The sequence below is a fragment of the Sphingomonas ginsenosidivorax genome, from assembly GCF_007995065.1.
Lineage (GTDB): Bacteria > Pseudomonadota > Alphaproteobacteria > Sphingomonadales > Sphingomonadaceae > Sphingomonas > Sphingomonas ginsenosidivorax.
The window spans coordinates 302,078-323,423 of record NZ_VOQR01000001.1; the positions used below are offsets into that span (position 1 = coordinate 302,078).

Genomic DNA, 21,346 nt, shown 5'->3' on the forward strand with positions numbered 1-21,346 from the left:
GCCGGGGCGACCCATAGTCCGGGCTCCGCCCTTGTCATCGGGGGCGCCCCCCGTCAAAGCGAGCCCATGAAGCGCAAGACCGGCCAGGATCGTTCGATCACCCAGACATGGCGTCCCCAGACGCAAGCCGTGCGCGGCGGTACCGCGCGCAGCGAATATGGCGAGACGTCCGAGGCATTGTTCCTCACGTCCGGCTATTGCTACGACAAGGCGGGCGACGCGGCGGCGCGCTTTGCCGGCGAGCAGGACGGGATGACCTATTCCCGGCTGCAGAACCCCACCGTGCAGATGCTCGAGGAACGGATCGCGCTGCTCGAAGGTGCCGAGGCGTGCCGGACGATGGCGACGGGCATGGCGGCGATGACCGCGGTGCTGCTCTGCCAGTTGCAGGCGGGCGACCACCTGGTCGGCGGACGCGCGGCGTTCGGGTCGTGCCGCTGGCTGACCGACACGCTGCTCCCCAAGTTCGGGATCGCGACCACGATCGTCGATGCGCGCGACCCGCAGGCGTTTCTCGACGCGGTGAAGCCCAACACGAAGGTGTTCTTCTTCGAGACCCCTGCCAACCCGACGATGGACGTCGTCGACCTGAAGGCGGTTTGCGACATCGCGCGCGAACGCGGCATCACGACCGTCGTCGACAATGCCTTTGCGACGCCGGCCTTGCAGCGGCCGATGGAGTTCGGCGCTGACGTCACCGCCTATAGCGCGACCAAGATGATGGACGGGCAGGGGCGTGTGCTGGCCGGCGCGGTGTGCGGGACCGAGGATTTCATCACCAACACGCTGTTGCCGTTCACGCGCAACACGGGCCCCACGCTGTCGCCGTTCAACGCCTGGGTGGTGCTGAAGGGGCTCGAGACGCTCGACCTGCGGATCCGTCGTCAGTCGGAGAATGCGCTGAAGGTCGGCGCCTTCCTCGAGGGTCGCGTGCCGCGCGTGTTGCATCCGGGGCTCGTCAGCCATCCGCAGCACGAGCTCGCGATGCGCCAGATGGACGCGTGCGGGCCGATCTTCGCGTTCGAGGTCGAGGGCCGCGAACAGGCGCACGGCCTGCTCGACGCGCTCGAGCTGGTCGATATCTCGAACAATATCGGCGACTCGCGCTCGCTGATGACACATCCGGCCTCCACGACGCATTCGGGCGTCGCGGAGGACAAGCGGCTGGAGATGGGCGTGACCGAGGGGCTGCTGCGCCTCAACGTCGGGCTGGAGGACGTCGCCGACGTGATCGAGGACCTCGACCGCGCTCTGGGCAGGGTCGGGCTGTGAAGGCGCTGTTCCCCAACGCGACGACCACGCGCGGGGTAACGGTGCGCGTCTCGGTCAGCTACCTGCCCGAACAGTCCGAGCCGCAGCGCGGCCGCTGGTTCTGGGCCTATCACATCCGCATCGAGAACGATTCGCCCGGCGCGGTCCAGCTGCTGACGCGGCACTGGGAGATCACCGACGGCCGCGGCGCCCGGCACACCGTCGAGGGCGAGGGCGTGGTCGGCGAACAGCCGCTGATCGAGCCGGGCGCGAGCTTCGACTATGTCTCTGGCTGCCCGCTCGCGACGCCCACGGGCGCGATGCAGGGGTCGTACCGGATGGTCGACGATACCGGCGCCGTGTTCGACGTCGAGATCCCGCGCTTCACGCTGTTCGCGCCGGCGGTGACGTCGTGAGGGGTCTGTTTTTTCGTGGCTCGGAGCGCCGCCAACTCCGTCACCCCAGCGAAGGCTGGGGTCTTCCCGTTGGTGATCGCGCCACCCGCCCCACAGAGACCCCAGCCTGCGCTGGGGTGACGGACGGGGTTCGGGGAGGGGCGCAGTGAAGCGCACGCATCTTCCCCTGAACGGCCTGCGCGTCCTCGACGCCGCGGCACGGCATCTGTCGTTCACGCGCGCCGCCGACGAACTCGCCGTCACCCCTGCGGCGGTCGGGCAGCAGATCCGCGCGCTCGAGGACACGCTGGGCGTCGTGCTGTTCCGCCGCACGACGCGCGGGCTCGAACTGACGCCCGAAGCCGAGGCGGGGTTGGGCCCGTTGCGCAACGGCTTCCTCCAGTTCGAGGAAGCTGTGCGCGCGATGCAGGCGGGGCAGTCGTCCAAGTCGCTGACCATCGCCGCGCCGCGCGACCTGACCGAGAAATGGCTGATGCCGCGCCTCGCCGAAATCGCCGCCGCCGATTCCGAACTCCGGTTCGTGCTGATCACCGCCGACGAGAATGTCGATTTCACCGAGGCCAATCTCGACCTCGCGATCCGCTGGGGCGACGGCCCGGGCGAACATGAGGGCGAGGCGCTCGAATCCGAAGGGCTGGTGACGATCGCCGCTGCGGGCAGCCCGTCCGAGGCGGTAATCGCCTGGTCGGGCGACGGGGTCGGTGCGCTGGTCCGTGTCGCCGATGCCGGCCTCGCGATCGACGCCGCCGCGACCGGGCTTGGCCGCACGACGGTGCCCGAGATGTTGGCGCGACGCGAGATCGCGAGCGGCCGCGTCGCGGTGGTCGGCGAGGCGCAGCCGTCGCGCGGCGGTTACTGGCTGGTTGCGCCGCTGCCGCAGTGGCGGCAGAAGAAGGTGCGGGCGCTCGTCGACGCGCTGACGGCGTGACCGACCATCCGGTGCTGGCCACCGCGCGGCTCCGCCTGCGTCCTCTGGTCGAGGACGATGCGAAGGCGCTGCACCCGATGCTCGCCGATGCCGACCTGATGACCTATTCGGCGGACGGCCCGCTCGCGACCGTCGACGACGTGCGCACCTATCTCGCCGAGGAGGCCGAGCCGGGCAACCAGCGGACCTGGGCGATCACGCGCACCGGCGACGACCGCGCGATCGGCTGGGTATCGGGCAGCGAGGCGGATGGCGACGACCGCGGCGGTGTGACCGAGATCGGCTTCATCCTCGCGCGCGAAGCCTGGGGACGTGGGATCGCCAGCGAGGCGGTGGCCGCGGTCATCGACCGGTTGTTCGCGGAGGGGCGCAAACGCGTGTTCGCGGACGCCGATACCGAGAACACCGCGTCGATCCTGTTGCTCGAGCGACTGGGATTCCGCCGCGAGCGGTTGCTGCGCGACGAATGGGAAACGCATCTCGGGATGCGCGACAGCCTGATCTACGGGCTTCGTCGGCGTGAATGGAATGGGGCGGGGCGGGCCTGACGGCATCGGTCGGAGCGTCGTCCCGGCGTGGAACGATAGGGCGATTTGGCGACCCTGACCCATCCTCCCCGTTCGCCCTGAGCGAAGTCGAAGGGCATGCCAAAAGCGACGGTGCTTCGACTTCGCTCAGCACAAACGGGTTATTGGAGAGCGTCGTTGGCGAGGGTAACACGGTGGCGTTGCCGCGCGGCCTCTCCCGACATATTCCCGCAACATACGAAGACCAAAGGGGGCGAGGCCGTCGCTTCCCCCCTTTTGGCGGCGGTCCGACCGGGCTTCTCCCTGGATGCCCGGTCTCCTCCCTGAACTACGGGGCGACCATCACGGTCGCCCCGCTTTTTCCGCGTCAGGCGGCCAGGTTGCGCAGCACGTACTGCAGGATGCCGCCGTTCAGGAAGTACTCCAGCTCGTTGACGGTATCGATCCGGCACTTGGTCTCGAACGTCTCGCTCGTGCCGTCGGCGCGGGTCAGCTTCACCGTCACGTCCTGGCGCGGACGGATTGCCGCCACGTCGGTGATCGTAAAGGTCTCGGATCCGTCGAGGCCCAGCGTCTGGCGCGTGACGCCCTCGGCGAACTGCAGCGGCAGCACGCCCATGCCGACCAGGTTCGAACGGTGGATACGCTCGAAGCTCTCGGTGATGACCGCGCGGACGCCGAGCAGGTTGGTGCCCTTCGCCGCCCAGTCGCGCGACGAGCCGGTGCCGTATTCCTTGCCCGCCACGATCACGAGCGGCGTGCCGTTCTCCTTGTGGCGCATCGCGACGTCGTAGATCGGCATGATCTCGCCGTCATACTTGGACATGCCGCCCTCGACGCCGGGGACCATCTCGTTCTTGATGCGGATGTTGGCGAAGGTGCCGCGGACCATGACCAGGTCATTGCCGCGGCGCGCGCCGTAGCTGTTGAAGTCGGCCCGTGCGACCTGCTGCTCCATCAGCCACTTGCCCGCGGGCGAGTCGGCCTTGATCGAGCCTGCCGGGCTGATGTGGTCGGTGGTGATCGAATCGCCAAGGATCGCGAGCGGCTTGGCGTCGATGATGTCCTGCACCGGCGCGGGGGTCATCGACAGGCCGTCGAAATAGGGCGGGTTGGCGACATAGGTCGACCCTGCGCGCCATGCATAGGTGTCCGAACCGGTCACCTCGATCTCGCGCCACTTGGCGTCGCCCGCATAGACGTCGCCGTACCGCGCGCCGAACATGCCGGCGTCGATGTTGGCGTCCATCGTGGCGCGGACTTCGGCGTTGGTCGGCCAGATGTCGCGCAGATACACGTCCTGGCCGTCCGACCCCTGGCCCAGCGGCGTCTCGATCATGTCGGTCGTGACCGTGCCCTTGATCGCATAGGCGACGACGAGCGGCGGCGAGGCGAGGAAGTTGGCGCGGACGTCGGCCGACACGCGGCCCTCGAAGTTGCGGTTGCCCGACAGCACCGAGGCGGCGACGAGGTCGTTCTCGTTGATCGCCGACGAGATCGCGGGCGCCAGCGGCCCCGAATTGCCGATGCAGGTGGTGCAGCCGTACCCGACCAGGTTGAAGCCGAGATAGTCGAGGTCTTCGCTCAGGCCCGCCTTGTCGAGATAGTCGGTGACGACCTGCGAACCGGGCGCCAGCGACGTCTTGACCCAGGGCTTCGACGTCAAGCCGAGGGCACGGGCCTTGCGGGCGACGAGGCCGGCGGCGACGAGGACGCTCGGGTTCGACGTGTTGGTGCAGCTGGTGATCGCGGCGATCACGACGTCGCCGTCACCGATATCGTGGCTCTTGCCCTCGACCGCGACGCGCTTGGGCTGTTCCTTGTGGTAGATCTTGAACAGGTCGCTGTTGAACACCTCGTCGACCTTGTTCAGGCTGACGCGGTCCTGCGGCCGCTTCGGGCCGGCGAGCGACGCGACGACGGTGCCCATGTCGAGCTCGAGCGTGTCGGTGAAGATCGGGTCCTGCGCATCGGCGTCGCGCCAGAAGCCGTTCGCCTTGGCGTACGCCTCGACCAGCTCGATGTTCTCGTCCGAGCGCGCGGTCAGGCGCAGATAGTCGATCGTCTTGTCGTCGATCGGGAAGAAGCCGCAGGTCGCGCCGTATTCGGGCGCCATGTTGGCGATCGTCGCACGGTCGGCGAGCGTCATCGTGTCGAGGCCGGGGCCGTAGAACTCGACGAAGCGGCCGACCACGCCCTTGGCGCGCAGCATCTGCGTGACGGTCAGCACCAGATCGGTGGCGGTGATGCCCTCGTTGACGGCCCCCGTCAGCTTGAAGCCGACGACTTCCGGGATCAGCATCGAGACGGGCTGGCCGAGCATCGCGGCCTCGGCCTCGATCCCGCCGACGCCCCAGCCGAGCACGCCCAGGCCGTTGATCATCGTGGTGTGGCTGTCGGTGCCGACCAGCGTGTCGGGATAGGCGATCATCGTGCCGTCACCGTGCGCGCCCGAAGCAGCCGACGACCACACGGCCTGGCCGATATATTCGAGGTTCACCTGGTGGCAGATGCCGGTGCCCGGCGGCACGACCTGGAAGTTGTCGAGCGCCTTGCTGCCCCATTTCAGGAATTCGTAGCGCTCGAAGTTGCGCTGATATTCGAGGTCGACGTTGTCCTCGAACGCCTTGGGCGTGCCGAACTCGTCGACCATCACCGAGTGATCGATGACGAGATGGACGGGGACCTGCGGGTTGATCTTCTCGGGGTTGCCGCCGAGCTTGGTCATCGCGTCGCGCATCGCGGCGAGGTCGACGACGCAGGGCACGCCGGTGAAATCCTGCATCAGCACGCGCGCGGGGCGATACTGGATTTCGCGGTTGGAACGCTGGTCCTTCTGCCAGTCGACGATCGCCTGGATGTCGTCGCGCGTGACGGTCACACCGTCCTCGAAGCGCAGCAGGTTCTCCAGCAGCACCTTCATCGAGAAGGGCAGGCGGCTGATGTCGCCGAGCTGCTCGGACGCCTTGGCGAGGCTGTAATAGTCGTAGGTCTTGCCGCCGGTCGAAAGACTGGTGCGGGTCTTGAGGGTGTCCTGGCCGATGGCAGTCATAGGGGTCCTTCCCATGGGCGCCGGTCGCAAGCGCGCCGGGGGGGAAGCGACCGCAAGGCCGCGCGGGGCGCGCCGGGGAACCGAGCAAAATGCTGTTACCCGGCGGCCCTTAGCAAGGGGGAGAGGGTGGGGGAAGGGCAGCGGGGCTGCTGCGAGTGGTTATCATTGCACGGGCGGCCGTCACCCCGCCGGGAAGGGGTGACGGCCCGGTCGGTCACCCGAACAGGAACGAATCGGCGTGCGGTGCCACCGTGCTCGCAACGTCGATGACGAGGTCGGCGATGCCATCGCCGTTGTAATCGCCCAGGACCTGGAAGTGAGTCGCGTCGGCGCCCTGTCGGACGACGAGTTCGCCGGCCGTGCCCGACAGCGTCGTGTTCGACGAGAAGGTGAAGCGATCGAAACTGCCGTTGGTCGAGTTCGCATCGATCGTGCGCAGGTCGATTCGGTCGCCCTCGGCGGCGTTGAAGTCGAGGATGGTATCGCGGCCGAACGCATTGATGACGAAGCTGTCGGCGCCCGAACCGCCGGTCAGGGTATTGAGGCCCAGCCCGCCGACGATGACGTCGTTGCCGGCATCGCCGAACAGCACGTCGTCATTCTGTCCGCCGTACAGCGTGTCGTTGCCGGCGCCGCCATTCAGCACGTCGTTGCCCTGGTTGCCGTAAAGCACGTCGTCGCCGTCATCGCCGAACAGCGTGTCGTTGCCGAACAGCCCGGTAAGCAGGTCGTTGCCGCCGCCGCCGGTCAGGATATTGGCGTTGCCGTCGCCGGTAAGCGTGTCCGCAAACCCGGATCCGGTCAGGTTGGCGATGTCGAACAGATAGTCGGTGCCGACCCCGGTGTTCTGCGCGATCGCAGCCGACCCGCCGACGCTCTGCAGCGCTAGGCTGACCGTGACGCCATTTGCGCCGTTGATATAGCCGGCGGTGTCGGACCCACCATCGCCATAGACGTAGTTGGTGCCCTTGCCGCCCTCGAGATAGTCGTTGCCGGTGCCGCCGCGCAACACGTCGTCGCCCTGGCCGCCGAAGAGCGAGTCGTTGCCGGCATCGCCACCGAGCAGATCGTTGCCGATATTGCCATAGAGGACGTCGTCACCATCGCCGCCCGATATCGTATCGTTGCCGCCGAGGCCCGTGACTAGGTCGTTGCCGGCACCGGCCGTGATGATGTTGATCCCGTCGTCGCCGGTCAGCGTGTCCGCAAAGCGCGATCCGATCAGGTTCTCGATCGACGTCAGCGTGTCGACGCCGTCGAATCCGGTATCCTGCGCAACGCCCTGCAGCAACAGGCTGACCGTCGCTGCAAGTCCGGCATTCTCATACGATGCGGTGTCGTTGCCGTCGCCGCCGTTGATGCTGTCGTCGCCGCGACCGCCTTCGAGCACGTCGTCGCCGCCGCCGCCGAACAACTGGTCCGCGCCGTCATGGCCGGCAATGCGGTTGTTGCCGCCATCACCGGTCAGCGTGTCGCCAAAATAGGTCCCGATCAGGTTCTCGAACCCGAACAGCGTATCGATGCCCGCGTTCACCGTGTTCTGGGCAAAACCCTGGAGCGCGAGGCTGACCGTCACGCCGCCGCGGACGTTGGTGTTGAAATAGCTGACGGTATCGACATCGGGATCGATGATGCCGAGCACGCCGCCACCGTCCATGACGTCGTTGCCAAGACCGCCCTCGAGCAGGTCGGAGCCGAACCCGCCGTTCAGTACGTCATTGCCGTCGCCACCGAAGACCTGATCGTCGCCCTCGTCGCCATTGACCAGGTCGTTGCCCGTGTTGCCATACAACACGTCGTTCCCGGTACCGCCCGAAATGGTGTCCGCGCCGGCATTGCCGTAGATGATGTCGTTGCCGGAGAGGCCGGTGATGACCTCGTCGTTGATGGTGCCGTTGATGATGTCGTCGCCGAAGGTGCCGATGATCGGCAGGCCGGGCAATGCGGTCTGCGCATCGTCGTCTCCGAGCAGAGCGGTGCCGAAAGCGGCATTCGAGAGCAGTTGACGAATTACGGGCATAGTCGTCTCCTTACCAAGCGCCTGTCATGAACCATGATGGTGTCGGCTGCGCCTGTGACGAACTAAATTCTCAGATGCTTGTTAATACGCAAGTCAAGAAGATGGTTGATGGCAGGGTAAGTATAATTTTATAAGAATACGCATTTGAGTAATATTAAGATTAATTGATACGCGAGTGGGTGTATTCAATAAACCCGATTTGATAAAAACCAAAACCGAGTTCGTTATTGTTGGCAGGTGACATTTTTTCGGTGGGGACTGGTTGCTTTCGATTTGCACTACAGCGCGGCATCAGCAACCCACTCCGTGGGTAACCGTAGCGCCGCATGCGTGCGGACCTGTCAGGCGAGGGCAATGCCAGCCGTGTCTCCGGGTTTGGCTTGTGATTGAAAGCCGTGACTACCCAGATGGATCGCTGGACAAGAGCCCCGGCGTCACGGAAACCTTCCCCCCGGAGCGGTAGTCCGACGCCGATCGCTCGAAGGAGCCAATCTCGATGGTCATCACGCTTCTCTTGCTGGTCTCCACGCCATCCACACTGGCGTGCGCGATCGGCGACGGTGACCGGCGGACCGCCATGGCGGTGCGATTGGACGAGGCGCGGGGTACCGTGCGCTATGCGATGCCGGCGACGGCGGCTCTCGTGAAGGCGCGCGCACTGTTCACGCCCGAGCGCGTGATGTTCGATGGGTTCACGCTAGACCGCAGGTCGCTTGTAATCGTGCGCGAGGGAGACGCGATTACCGCGGGGCTCGGGGCAACGCCCCGGGTGGCTCGGGGGCGGTGTCGGCCGGGCGGTGCAGCCTCACATCGCGTCACCCCAGCGAAGGCTGAGGGCTCCTTAGGCAAGCGTGCGAGATAACGCCCGGATTAGGTCGGAGGAGGCTGGCTAGGCCGATTCGTCCGTCAGACCTCTCAGACCCGGTTGGCTTGACGGCGTTTCTCAAGCTTTCGGAGACCCCGGCTTAGCACTGAGGTGGTGAATGGGGAGAGCGGTCTACGCACTCTCCCTACTCCTGGCTCACTCCTCGCGGAACGACCGCCACAGCGCCTGGCTGATCGGCTCGAACATATAGTCGAGCGCGCTGCGCTTGCGCTGCGTGATGACGATGTCGACGGGCAGGCCCGCGATCAGGTCGGTCTTGCTGCCGCGCACGTCACGCAGGATCTTCAGCTCGGATGGCGGCACCACGACCTCGACGTCGAAATACGCCTTGCCAGTCTTGTCGTCGACCAGCCGGTCGGCCGAGACCTTCGAGACCTGGCCGTTCAGGATCGGCAGCCCGCGGTTGTGGAACGCCGGGATCTTGATTTCGGTCTTCTGGCCGATCGTCAGGTCGTCGATGTCGGACGGTTCGACCTTGGCGAGAACCACCAGCGTCTCGCGAGTCGGGACGATCTCCATCAATGTTTCGCCCGCGGCAATGACGCCGCCGTTGGTGAAGATCTTCAGGCCGACCACCTGCCCCGACGCGGGTGCGCGCACGATCGTGCGGCCGAGCTGCGTACGCAGCGCGACCAGCTGCGGCTCGAGCTCTGCGAGCTTCAGGTCGGCCTCGCGGAACTGCTGCGCGGCGTCGGCGGCATGGTTGCGGTCGAGCCCGATCATCTGGACCTTGGTCTCGCCGATCGACGCCATGCTCTTCGCGACGCCGCCCTCATATTCGCCGCGCGAACCCCTGTACTGCGCTTCCGCGCGCTCGGCCTCGCGGACCTTCGACATCGCGACATAGCCCTGCCGCTCGAGATCGCGCAGGCCGACCAGCTCTTCGCCGATCAGCTGGCCCTGGCGTTCGCTCGCCGATACCTGCGCGCGGCTGCCGCTCGCCTGGTGACTGAGCTCGGTCATGCGCTCGCGCAGCACCTTCTTCTCGGTCGCGAGCGCGAGCCCGCGCAGGTCGAATTCCTTTTGCTGGACGCGCATGTTGATCCGCGCATCCTCGAGATCGGCGCCGGTCATGGACGCGAACTCGGCGGGGAAGGCGATCGACCGCTTCTCTTCGATCTCGGCGGTCAGGCGCGCCTTGTACGCTTTCAGCGCGATCACCTGGCTGCTGGCGGCGCGCTCGCGCGAGCGCAGCTCGTCGTCGGCCAGTCGCAACAGGACCTGGCCCGCCTTTACCGTGTCGCCTTCATGGACATAGAGGTTGCCGACAATGCCGCCCTCGCGGTGCTGCACGGCCTTGCGGTTGCCCGCGACCACGACATAGCCCTGCGCGGTGACGCCCGAATCGAGGCGGACCAGCGCTGCCCAGCCGAGGAACCCGACGAAGAAGGCGAGCGCGACGCCCAGCCCGACGCGGATCGGCCGGCCGGGATCACCCGGACCGTCGAGTGCCGGCGTCGACGTCCGGCGGAAGATCGCGCCCAGATTGCGCCGCGGGGGCGGTGCGGGGACCTCGGGGACTTCGGGTTCGCCGGATGAGATGTCGCTATGGTAGTTCATGCGATGGTCGCCACTTCGCTACGCGGAACAGGCGCCGGGCGCATCTGCTCCAGGATCTTTGCCGTCGGTCCGAACGCCTGCAACGCCCCGTCCTTCATGATGACGAGATAGTCGGACAGTTTCACGATCGAGTTCTTGTGCGCGGCGACGACGACGATCGTGCCCTGTTCGCGCATTTCCGCCAGGCCGCGCAGCAGCCGCGCCTCGGATTCGTTGTCGAGTGCGGAATAGGGTTCGTCGAGCACCAGCATCACCGGCGATCCGTACAGCGCGCGCGCCAGCCCGACGCGCTGCTGCTGTCCGGCGGACAGCCCACGGCCGCGGGGCCCCAGCATCGTATCATAGCCCGCGGGCAGATGCAGGATCATGTCATGCGCGCCAGCACGCTGCGCGGCAGCGACCGCCGCGGCGTCGATGTCGTCGCCCAGCCGCGACTGGAAGCGCGAGATATTGTCCTTGATCGACCCCGACAGCAACGTGATGTCCTGCGGCAGATAGCCGAGATGGCCGGCGAGCTGCTCGGGCTCCCAGTCGGTGTGCTTGGCGGAATCGAGCCGGACCGCGCCGCGATCGGCCACCCGGGCATTCGCCATCACCTGCAACAGCGTCGACTTGCCCGCGCCGCTGGGGCCGACGACGGCGACGATCGCGGGCTTGTCGACCGCGAAGCTGATGTCGGCGATCAGCAGGCGCTTGCCGTCGGGGGCGAGCACGCTGACATTCTCGACCTGCAATACGGGGCGCGGGCGGGGCAATGCGGTGCGTGGGCCGGGCTCGGCATAGTTCAGCGTGAACTCGTTGAGCTTGGCCAGCGCGTTGCGTGCATCGCCCAGGCCACGCCAGCCGCTGACGATCTGGTCGATCGGCCCGAGCGCGCGCGACATCAGCACGCTGGCGCTGATGATCGCGCCGGCCGAGATCATGTCGTTGATCGCGAGGAACGCGCCGATGCCGAGCGCAGCGGACTGCAGCGACAGGCGGGCGAACTTGATGACGCCCGAATAGCGGCTCGCGGTCTCGGCGACGGCGCGGCCGGGCGCGGCCGACTGGACGCGCGAGGCGACGAACTGGTTGACCAGTGCGTCGCGCATGCCGAGCGCGCGGATCGTGTCGGTCACGCTGCCGACCGCTTCCTGCGCGAAATAGGTGTCGGTCGAGCGTTCGGCGGCGGCCTTTGCCGCAGCGCGGGTCGCGCGGTCGTTGGCGATCGCCAACGCGACCAGGATCGCAGCGCCGATCAGCGTGGCGAGCCCCAGCAGCGGATGGATGATCGTCGCGACGATGATGTAGATCGGCGCCCAGGGCATGTCGAACAGCGCGCCGAGCGCGGGGCTGGCAAGGAACTGGCGCAACGTGTCGAAGTCGCGCATCACCTGTTGCGGATGGCCGCCCGCCGCCGGCGTGCTGACCGTCATCCGCACCAGGCGCGGGCCGATCTCGTCGTCGAGCCGGATCGCGGCGCGCAACAGGATCGCGTTGCGCATCTGGTCGAGCACCGACAGCGTCGCCAGTGCGCCCAGGATCACCAGCGTGATGAACACGAGCGTCAGCACGCCGCGCGTCGGTACGACCCGGTCATAGACCTGGATCATGTAGATCGTCGGCGCGAGGTAGAGGATATTGACCAGCGCACTGAACAGCACGGCCCAGCGGACATGCGATCGGATCAAGCTCCAGGCCTGGTTGCTGAAGGGTTCCTTGGCCGCAAACATCGACGCTACCTCAAGATCTTGCAATCATCGTGTGATGCGCTTGTGGACCATGCGCCCCTTCGATGAAAGGCGATGATCGACTGGCGCCGGCGACAGTCCCGCAAAAAAATCCCGATCGCGCACGATGACGTGGCGGCAGCAGATTGTTCGAAGCGTTCGTCTACGGCGCGCCCACCCCCGGCACGTCGCGCAGGCATTGCGGTATAGCGCGGGCAAGAGCGCGACAAGCGAAATCAGATACCGATCAAAACCGATGCGTCTCATAACGTACTGGAAAGAGGTGGCGATGGAACGACATGTAACTGTCAGGTCTATCCGGGCCGCCACGCTCCTACGGGTCTTGCAGCGCAACAAACGTCGGGCCCCGCCTGATTAATTCTTACAATATTCTTGGGAAGGTTGCAGCAGCTCGCTGTCCTCAAGAGGGGACTGCGGGGTCCGGACGGTTTTGCAACAATCGGTCATTTGACTTTGTTCCACAGTTGTCACAGCTAGCGTCAACTTCAATGAAGTGAGGAGGGGGGCTAACTTGGGTTGGGGCGAGTCGTCGGCTATCGTGCAGCAGTCTGGTACCGCTGCCATGCATCAGGCAACATTTGGTCAGTAAACCGGGGGGTTTGACGAGATGTCGGCACGCGATCTATATTATACGTAAGTGAAGCTGCCGCTCAAAGAGAGCGGAGTGCCGATGCAAGCCTATCAGCAGTACATCACGTGACGTGCGTTTCGGTCGATCCGAAGCGCTGTTGACACGCGTCCACGACCAAATTCCCAATTCTCGTTCAGTTCATCATCATTCAGCGGCGCCGAACTCCGGCGAGCGACACAATCCGAGGATAAATACCATGGCGATCATCAATGGTACGACCGGCAACGATACGGTAACTTTCGGCCAGAACAACGTCGACGACGTCTTCGACGGCCTTGCGGGCAATGACACGCTGGCGGCGGATGCGTCGGTCACCGCGAACCTGACGATCGACATGGTCGCCGGCACGCTCAGCGGGACCGGCATCGGCAGCGACACCTTCCGTAATTTCGAGAACGTCACCGGCGGGTCGGGCAACGACGTCATCACGGGCGACAACAACGCAAACACCCTCAACGGTGGCGCCGGCAACGATACGCTGACCGGCGGTGGCGGCAACGACACGCTGAACGGCGGCGCGGGTGACGACAGGCTGTTCGGGGGCACGGGCGTCGACCAGCTCAACGGCGGGTCGGGCAACGACTATCTCGACGGTGGCGCCGACGCGGGCGACAATTCGCTTTCTGGCGGCCTCGGCACCGACACCGCGCGGGTCCATACGGTCGCGGCGAACGGCATCTCGGTCCAGTCGTCGATCACGCAGCTGATCTCTACCGGCCGCGGCGGCATCGACCGCGTCTCGACCGTCGAGACGATCGTCTTTGACAACAACGTCCAGGTCCAGGTCGCCGCATCGGGCAACGCGATCCTGCAGGCGAACGCTGACACCGTCGGCGTCCTCGCGGATGCGACCGCAAGCGAGACGGGCGGGATTGGCTTCGACTACGGAAACGGCGTTCTCCGGAACGACCTCGACATCGACGACCGGATGAGCGTGACCGGAATTCGCGCCGGTACCGGCGCGGTTCAGGCGATCGCGGCGGGCGGCACCGTAACACTCGCCGGGACCTACGGCACGCTGACGCTCGGCGCGAACGGCGCGTACACCTATGTCGCCGACAACGCCAAGCCGCTGGCGGAAGGGGTCGTCGCCGCCGACACCTTCACGTACAGCTCGACCGACGGCGAGGCGACCGTCACCGCCAGCCTCGTGTTCAACGTCACCGGCAAGAACGACGCGCCCGTCCAGGGCACCATCACCCAGACGACCAACGACAACGCCGGCACGCTCACGCAGGATCTGAAGGCCGGCGCGACCGATGTCGACGGCGACACGCTGGCGGTCAGCGGCGTCAGCGCGACCTTCGTCGAAACCGGCACGATTACGCCGCAACCGCTTTCGCCTCTGGCTTATCAGGTCGACGGCAACGGCAACTTCACCTTCAACCCGAGTTATTTCGATCGCCTGAACCTCGGCGCATCGGCAACGGTTTTGGTGAACTACACGCTGAGCGACGGCAACGGCGGCACGACGCCCGCAACCTTCAGCTTCGTCGTGCAGGGCGCGAACGACGCCGCGGTCTTCGCCGAGACGGGGCGTACGGTCCAGACGACCGAGGATGCGCCTTTCGCCTTTGCCACGCTCGACGTGACCGATGTCGACAACGCGATGGACTTCAACCTCGCACCGACCGATGACGGCATCGGAACGTACGGCACCTTCTCGATCGCGCCGGACGGCTTCTGGACCTACATCCTTAACGAGAATGCGCAATCGCTGAACGTCGGCGCCAACCCGACCGAGACGTTCGACATCGTCAGTGCCGACGGTACTCCATCGACCGTCACGGTCCGTGTTCAGGGAAGCAACGACGCGGCGGTGATCACCGGCACGCTGACGGGCAGCGTCGGCGAGAAGGCGGTATCGCCGATCACCGGTCAGGTCGCGGTCAACGACGTCGACAGTGCGGACTTGGTCACGAGCGTTGCCTTTGTCTCGCAGCAGCCGAACCTGGCCAAGGTATCCGATCCCTCGCTCGCGATCGCACCGAACCCACTCTCGGCAACGGGTCTCTACGGCACCTTCACGATTACGGACGCTGGGGCGTGGAACTACGTCGTCGACTCGCGCGCCGTGGCGTTGACCGCCAACGCGACCGAGACGTTCCGCATCATCAGTTCGGACGGCACGCCCAAGGACATCGTCATCACCGTGGTGGGCGAGAATGACCCGACTGTCTTCTTGGGTGCCCGCACGGGCACGACCGACGAGGACGCGACGACGGCCATCACCGGCACGATCGTCGCGACCGATCCGGACAGCCCGCATGCGTTCCAGGCCGGCACGCAAACGAGCGATCTCGGAACCTTCACGATCGACGCCAACGGCACCTGGACGTTCACCGTCAACACCGGCAACGCACAGGACATTCCCGGCGGCCAGTTCGACACCGTCACCTTCACCGTCGCGACCAATGGCGGCGCCGCCAGCAGCGTGATGATCACGGTCAACGGCAGCAACGACCTGTCCGAGCCGGGCGGCGACACCGGCCCGAACATGTTCGAGAATGGCTATGACGCAGACGACGTGCTGCATACCGCGAGCACGGTTTCCGGGCTGGTCATCGCGAACGATCCCGACGCCGGTGAGAATACGTGGCAGGCGGGTACCTTCGCCGGCGATTACGGCTCGCTGACGATCGCTGCGGACGGCAACTACACCTACACGCTGAACCAGACCGATCCGTTCATCAACGCGCTGAAGATCGGCGCCAAGGCGAACGACACGATCATCGTGTACACCTTCGACGGCACCGCGCAGGAAATCTCGGTCGGTATCAACGGTGCGGACGATGTCGCGACGTTTACCGGTACCGCTGCGGAAGTCGACGCGGACGAAACGAGCGTCTCGGGCACCGTGGTCACGATCGATCCCGACAGCGACACCGCGCCCCTGACGTCGACCAGCACGCTGGTCGGCACGTACGGCAAGCTCGTCCTGAACGGCAATGGTACCTATGTCTACACGGTCAACCCGGCGGCGGCGGGGCCGCTGTCGGGTGAGGAGAACCCGACCGACACGTTCGACTTCACCACGCCGGACGGCACGGCGGGCCAGGTGGTCATCACCATCAACGGCATCGACGATGCGCCCACGGTCGGCACGATCGAAGCCGACCCGATCGACGAGGACGACATCCTCTACTCGCAGGACCTGCTCGCCGGTTCTACCGATCCCGACGGCAACGAAACGCTGTCGGTCGCCGAGGTGTCGATCGTCATCAGTGGCGCGCCGGAAGGTTCGGGGCTCAACGGCACGTTCGATGCGGACGACCTGCCAACCGGCTTCACGCTGGTGGGTTCAACGCTGTCGATCGATCCGAACTACTTCAACAGCCTGTCGGTGCTGGAATTCGCGCAGGTTCAGGTCAACTACACCGTCACCGACGGCGTGTTCCCGACCGCGACCAGCTACGTCATCAGCGTCGCGGGCAACAACGACTTCCCCGTCTTCACGCCGCAGGAGTCCGGCGCCACCACCGATCAGGACGCCGCGTTCACGCACGACCTGCTGGCTGGCATCACTGACCCCGACTATACCTATCGCGCAGATTCCCAGGTCGTTCCCGGCAGCATCGACGCCACGTCGAGCGGAGACAGCGACCACGCGCTGACCAGCGACGACTATTCGGTCGACGAGGCCGGCATCTTCACGCTCGACGCGACGGTGTTTGCGGATCTCGCCGAGGGCGAGACCCAGACGGTTACCGTGAACTATCTCGTCGACGACGAAGAGGCGGCGGAGACGGAGGCAAGCTATACCTTCGTCGTGACCGGCGTCGACGACAAGGCGGTCATCGACGGCACCGTGACGGGCAGCATCAGCGAGGACGGCACGTCCGTTCCCGAGAGCGCGCCGTCGAACACCGTCAGCGGCACGCTGACCGAGACCGACGTCGATGCCGACGCCCCGCACATCTTCTCGGTGCAGGACGAGGACGGTGCTGTCGCGGACTTCGTCCAGGGTGAATACGGTACCTTCTCGGTGACCGAATCGGGCGTCTGGACCTACACGCTCGACATCGAGGACGCGCAGTCGCTCAAGCAGGACTTCGACGAAACCTTCACGGTGTACACCGACGACGGGTCTTCGAAGCAGGTCACCGTCACCGTCAACGGCATCGACGATGTCGCGGTCGTTTCCGGCCGGACCGGAGAAACGGACGAGGACGCGACGGCGCCGGTCACCGGCACGCTGGTGGTCTCGGACGCGGACGACGAAACGTCGATCATGGCCGAGAGCAATGTGCGGACCGCGCATGGCAGCTTCTCGATCGACTCGGCCGGCGTGTGGTCGTTCACCGTCGACAACGCGTCGGTACAGTACCTCAACGTCGAGGAGTCGGTGACCGACACGCTGGAGGTCCAGGCCGGCGCCGAGACCGTCACGCTCAGCGTCACGATCAACGGCACCAACGACATCGCCACCAGCGATGGCGGGTCGGCGATCCTGACCAACGATAATGCGGGGGCCGTACTGGTCGACCTGGTGTCGGACATCACCGATCCCGACGACACCCCGACCGTGGAGATCACGCGCATCACCCTGCTCGATGGGTCGGGTCACATCATCCCCGGCGCTGTTCTGCCGGAAAGCGCCTACACAATCGACGGCACCGACTTCACGCTCAACACCGGTTTCTTCGACCGCCTCAACGTGGGCCAGCTGAACCAGGTCCGCATCGCCTATACCGTGACCAGTGGGACGGAGACGTTCCAGGACTTCCGCGTCATCGCGGTGCAGGGTGCAGACGACGCCGCCGTGGTGGTGGCCACGTCGGTGACGACGCAGGAGGATACGGCTCTCACCGGCCATGTCGCGACGTTCGACGTAGACAACGGCAATAGCCCGACGGGCACGGTCTCGTTGGTAAGCGGCCCGACCCACGGGACCGTCGCGCTGCAGGCTGACGGCACGTTCACCTACACGCCCGACGCGAACTTCAACGGCACGGACACGTTCTATGTCACCAGCCCGGGTGCTGTCGCCAACGTGACGTCGAGCCTTGTAAACACCCTCGGCGGCGCTGCAGGGTTTGGCGAGAACGTCGTGCCGGCCTCGGAAGACGGCGCTCAGTCGATCGCCCTCACAGAAGTATTCGGCGCGAACGGACTGACCGTGTTTGGGCAGACGTACCTGACCGCGAAGATTGCGACGAATGGGTATCTCGTGCTCGGAAACAATGCCGGCATGGACTATCTACCCGGTGCTATCGCAAATATCGGCTCGCCAGTGTTTAGCGTGTTCGGCGCCGATTCAAGCAGCATCGCACCAACTAGCGGCACATCGCCGGGCGGGAACTCGCAGGGAACCGGCAGGGTTTATTACGACCTCGATGCGGCCACCAAGACGCTGACGATCACCTATGACGACGTCGGGCATTACCCGTCGGACTCAGGTGGGATCGAAGGTGCGAAATCTAACGCCTATCAGATGACGATCCATCAGTTGGCCGATGGCTCGCTGGATGTGACCTACCGTTATGAAAACGTCGAATGGCGCTTTAGTGACAATAATCCCCAATCGAATGCGCCCTTCGTCGGGATCACCGACGGCACCTTGGAGAACCGGGTGGTCGTTACAGCCGACGCGCTGACGCTCGATACGACGACTGGCAACACGGGCATCACCGGCGTTTACCACTTCACGGTGTCGTCGACCGGGGTAATCACACAAACGCCGATCGCGATTGCCGTCACCGTGACCGTCGACCCGGTCAACGATGCGCCGACGATCGTCGGAACCGGGGAAACCGTGTCCGAAAGCGAAGGCTACTACCGGATCGACCTGGCATCGAAAGCCAGCGACGTCGACGGCGACACGCTGTCGGTGTCGGGCACCCCGTCGGTGCATGTCGTCAACGCCGACGGCACCGACACGCTGCTCGACCCCGATCTCTATGAGATCAACGAGGACGGCTCGGTAACGCTCAATCTCGACGAGATCGGTGTCCCGCTGCACAACGGGCAGACCGAGACGATCCGGATCGACTATGCCGTCAGCGATGGCGAGGCGGACCCAGTGGCCGGATCCTACACGGTCGTCGTTACCGGCGAGCCGGAACAGATCTTCGCTCTCGAGGACGGTGGGCCGACCAACGGCACGCTGTATGATGACGATATCTACGGCAGCAACGTCGTCGATATCGTCATGGCGGGCCAGGGCAACGACAACGTCTACGGCAATGACGGCAACGACGTCCTCTACGGCAACCAAGGCAACGACACGCTGTACGGTGGCCAAGGCAACGACACACTGTTTGGGGGCCAAGGCGACGACATGCTGTTCGGCGGCAGTGGCGACGACTATCTCGAGGGCGGCAAGGGCACCAACGCCATTCATGGGGGCGGCGGCAATGACACCGTCGGCTATACCAACGCAGCCAGCGCGGTGACCGCCACGCTAATCGGTCAGGGAAGCGACCAATGGTTGCCGCAGGTTGCGCTGCACGGCGTGGGCGTCGGCACCGCAGCTGCAACCAATGCCGGCAGCGACCTGGTCGACACCTATTACGACATTGCCAACATCACCGGCAGCCGCTTCGGCGATACGCTGACGGGCGACGACAACGACAACATCCTCACCGGCGGCCTCGGCAACGACACGCTCGACGGTGGCGAAGGCGTCGATACCGCGGCGTTCGCCGGGGTAGCTGCGGGCTATACGTTCACCACGATCGCCAATGCCGACGGCCTGGTCACCGGCTTCTCAGCTGTGACCGACACCAATATCGCGAACGGCAACGAAGGCACCGACACGCTGACGGGCATCGAGCAGTTGCAATTCGCGGATGTGCGGCTTTCGGCGGACGACGCGGTCCAGGTGTTCGACGCGGCGGGCAAGCTGACCGGTACGTTCAACTCCATCGACGACGCGGTCGACTCGGCGGTCTCGGGCGGCACCGTGATCATCCGCGGCGGCACCTATGTCGAACAGGTCACCGTCACCGGTGTCACGAACCTGACGATCAAGGCGGCTGCCAACGAGACGGTGACCATCGTCGCGCCGGAAGTCCTCCAAATCACGGGTGAGCGGATCAACGGGACCGCCGTCAACGGGATCCTCACCGTAACGGACTCCACCAACGTCCGCATCGAAGGGATCCATATCGATGGTGCAGGCGCCGGTGGTTCGGCGATCGGCGAGGACGAGTTCTCGGGCGTGTTCTTCGAAAACAGCTCGGGCGGTCTGTTCGACGTCAACGTGACCAGCATCCGCGACGCGTATGTCGACGAGGACGGTGGGATCAGCGGCGGTCAGCGCGGTCGTGCGGTCCTTGTCGAGAACGACAGCGCACTCGCCTTCCAGATGTCGGGAGGTTCGATCAGCGACTTCCAGAAGAACGGTCTGGTCGCCACGAACGCCGTGCTCAACGTCCAGGGGGTCGAGATCACCGGGGGCGGCGTGGTCGGGGGTCTTGCCCAGAACGGCATCGTGACCTTCGGGTCGTCGGGCCTCATCGCGGGGAACACCATCGGCGGGCTCGGCTATGCGACCGACGCGAGCAGCGCCACGGGAATCCTGCTGGTCAGCGGCAGCCATGACTTGATGGTGACCGGCAACACCGTCGTCGGTGCGTCGGCGGAGAGCTTCTTCACAGGCATCTACGTCGACACCGACGTCACCGGCGGCGGCGTCACCGGCAACACGATCAGTAATGCGGATACCGGCATCATCGTCGATGGCGCCATCGGTCCGCAGACGATCGCGGTCAGCGGCAACATCGTCACTGCATCCGATATCGGCGTCGATTTCGCGCCGACCAACCTGGACGCAACGGTCGCACACATCGTCACCGGGTCGGGTCTTCACGACGAGCTCGACGGTGCTGGCGGCAACGACACGCTGACCGGGCTGTACGGTGACGACACGCTGTTCGGTAACGGCGGCGGCGATACCCTGTACGGCAACCAAGGCAACGACACGCTGCATGGCGGGGCCGGTAACGACACGCTGTACGGTGGGCAGAACAACGACGTGCTGTTCGGTGACGACGGCGACGATGTCTTGGTCGGCGGTCTCGGCAGCAACACGCTGACCGGCGGTGCTGGTGCTGACCGGTTCGTGATGAACGCGGCTGGCCGTGACACGATCCTGGACTTCCACCAGGGCGAGGGCGACCGCATCGACCTGCGCACGCTCGGCTATACCAGCGACAGCCAACTGGTCGTCAGCCAGGTGGGCGACCATTACACCGTCGAGAGCGTCGCCAGCACCAACGGCGTCGCGGACTTCCACCTCGACGTCTTCGGTGCGACGACGGCGCCGAACCATGACGCGTTCATCTTCGCCTAAACCCATGAGCCCGGTCCACATTATCCATGTGGACCGGGTCGCTATCGTA

General features: G+C 65.4%; 9 protein-coding genes. 5 read left to right on the plus strand and 4 right to left on the minus strand.

All coding sequences use genetic code 11. From position 1 onward, the window contains the following. Positions 1-66 precede the first annotated feature (66 nt). From FSB78_RS01355 to FSB78_RS01370, 4 genes are all read left to right on the plus strand, one after another. Positions 67-1,272, plus strand: a complete 1,206-nt coding sequence (locus tag FSB78_RS01355) for a trans-sulfuration enzyme family protein (RefSeq protein ID WP_147079316.1) — start codon at positions 67-69, stop codon at positions 1,270-1,272. Further along, entirely contained in the window at positions 1,269-1,667 is a 399-nt protein-coding gene (apaG, locus tag FSB78_RS01360; RefSeq protein WP_147079318.1) for a Co2+/Mg2+ efflux protein ApaG, read from the plus strand. Before FSB78_RS01355 ends, apaG begins: the two co-directional genes overlap by 4 nt. Before the next feature lie 145 nt (positions 1,668-1,812). Continuing rightward, positions 1,813-2,595, plus strand: a complete 783-nt coding sequence (locus FSB78_RS01365) for a LysR family transcriptional regulator (RefSeq protein ID WP_147079320.1) — start codon at positions 1,813-1,815, stop codon at positions 2,593-2,595. Then, complete coding sequence (locus tag FSB78_RS01370; protein WP_147079322.1) at positions 2,592-3,143, plus strand: GNAT family N-acetyltransferase; 552 nt, start codon at positions 2,592-2,594, stop codon at positions 3,141-3,143. Before FSB78_RS01365 ends, FSB78_RS01370 begins: the two co-directional genes overlap by 4 nt. A 346-nt stretch (positions 3,144-3,489) precedes the next feature. Here FSB78_RS01370 and acnA read toward each other — a convergent pair whose 3' ends face one another. The 4 genes from acnA to FSB78_RS01390 form a co-directional block, all read right to left on the minus strand. Continuing rightward, positions 3,490-6,174 carry an aconitate hydratase AcnA gene (acnA, locus tag FSB78_RS01375; protein WP_147079324.1) on the minus strand — a complete coding sequence of 895 codons (2,685 nt, stop codon included), beginning with the start codon at positions 6,172-6,174 and terminating at the stop codon, positions 3,490-3,492. Between the two features lie 214 nt (positions 6,175-6,388). Further along, on the minus strand, positions 6,389-8,194 hold the full coding sequence (locus FSB78_RS01380) for a calcium-binding protein (protein WP_147079326.1): 1,806 nt from the start codon (positions 8,192-8,194) through the stop codon (positions 6,389-6,391). Between the two features lie 1,021 nt (positions 8,195-9,215). Continuing rightward, positions 9,216-10,640, minus strand: coding sequence for an HlyD family type I secretion periplasmic adaptor subunit (locus tag FSB78_RS01385; protein ID WP_147079328.1), 1,425 nt, complete (start codon positions 10,638-10,640; stop codon positions 9,216-9,218). After that, entirely contained in the window at positions 10,637-12,310 is a 1,674-nt protein-coding gene (locus FSB78_RS01390; protein WP_158637943.1) for a type I secretion system permease/ATPase, read from the minus strand. The genes FSB78_RS01385 and FSB78_RS01390 overlap by 4 nt, the downstream gene beginning before the upstream one ends. 887 nt (positions 12,311-13,197) lie before the next feature. On the opposite strand from FSB78_RS01390, the gene FSB78_RS19215 reads away from it, so the two are divergent. Then, complete coding sequence (locus tag FSB78_RS19215; RefSeq protein ID WP_147079332.1) at positions 13,198-21,297, plus strand: beta strand repeat-containing protein; 8,100 nt, start codon at positions 13,198-13,200, stop codon at positions 21,295-21,297. Positions 21,298-21,346: the final 49 nt, after the last annotated feature.

Excerpts from the sequence above, each read along its gene's own strand:
- FSB78_RS01355 (WP_147079316.1), top strand. The coding sequence starts at position 67 with ATGAAGCGCAAGACCGGCCAGGATCGTTCGATCACCCAGACATGGCGT.
- acnA (WP_147079324.1), bottom strand. The coding sequence starts at position 6,174 with ATGACTGCCATCGGCCAGGACACCCTCAAGACCCGCACCAGTCTTTCG.
- FSB78_RS01380 (WP_147079326.1), bottom strand. The coding sequence starts at position 8,194 with ATGCCCGTAATTCGTCAACTGCTCTCGAATGCCGCTTTCGGCACCGCT.
- FSB78_RS01385 (WP_147079328.1), bottom strand. The coding sequence starts at position 10,640 with ATGAACTACCATAGCGACATCTCATCCGGCGAACCCGAAGTCCCCGAG.
- FSB78_RS19215 (WP_147079332.1), top strand. The coding sequence starts at position 13,198 with ATGGCGATCATCAATGGTACGACCGGCAACGATACGGTAACTTTCGGC.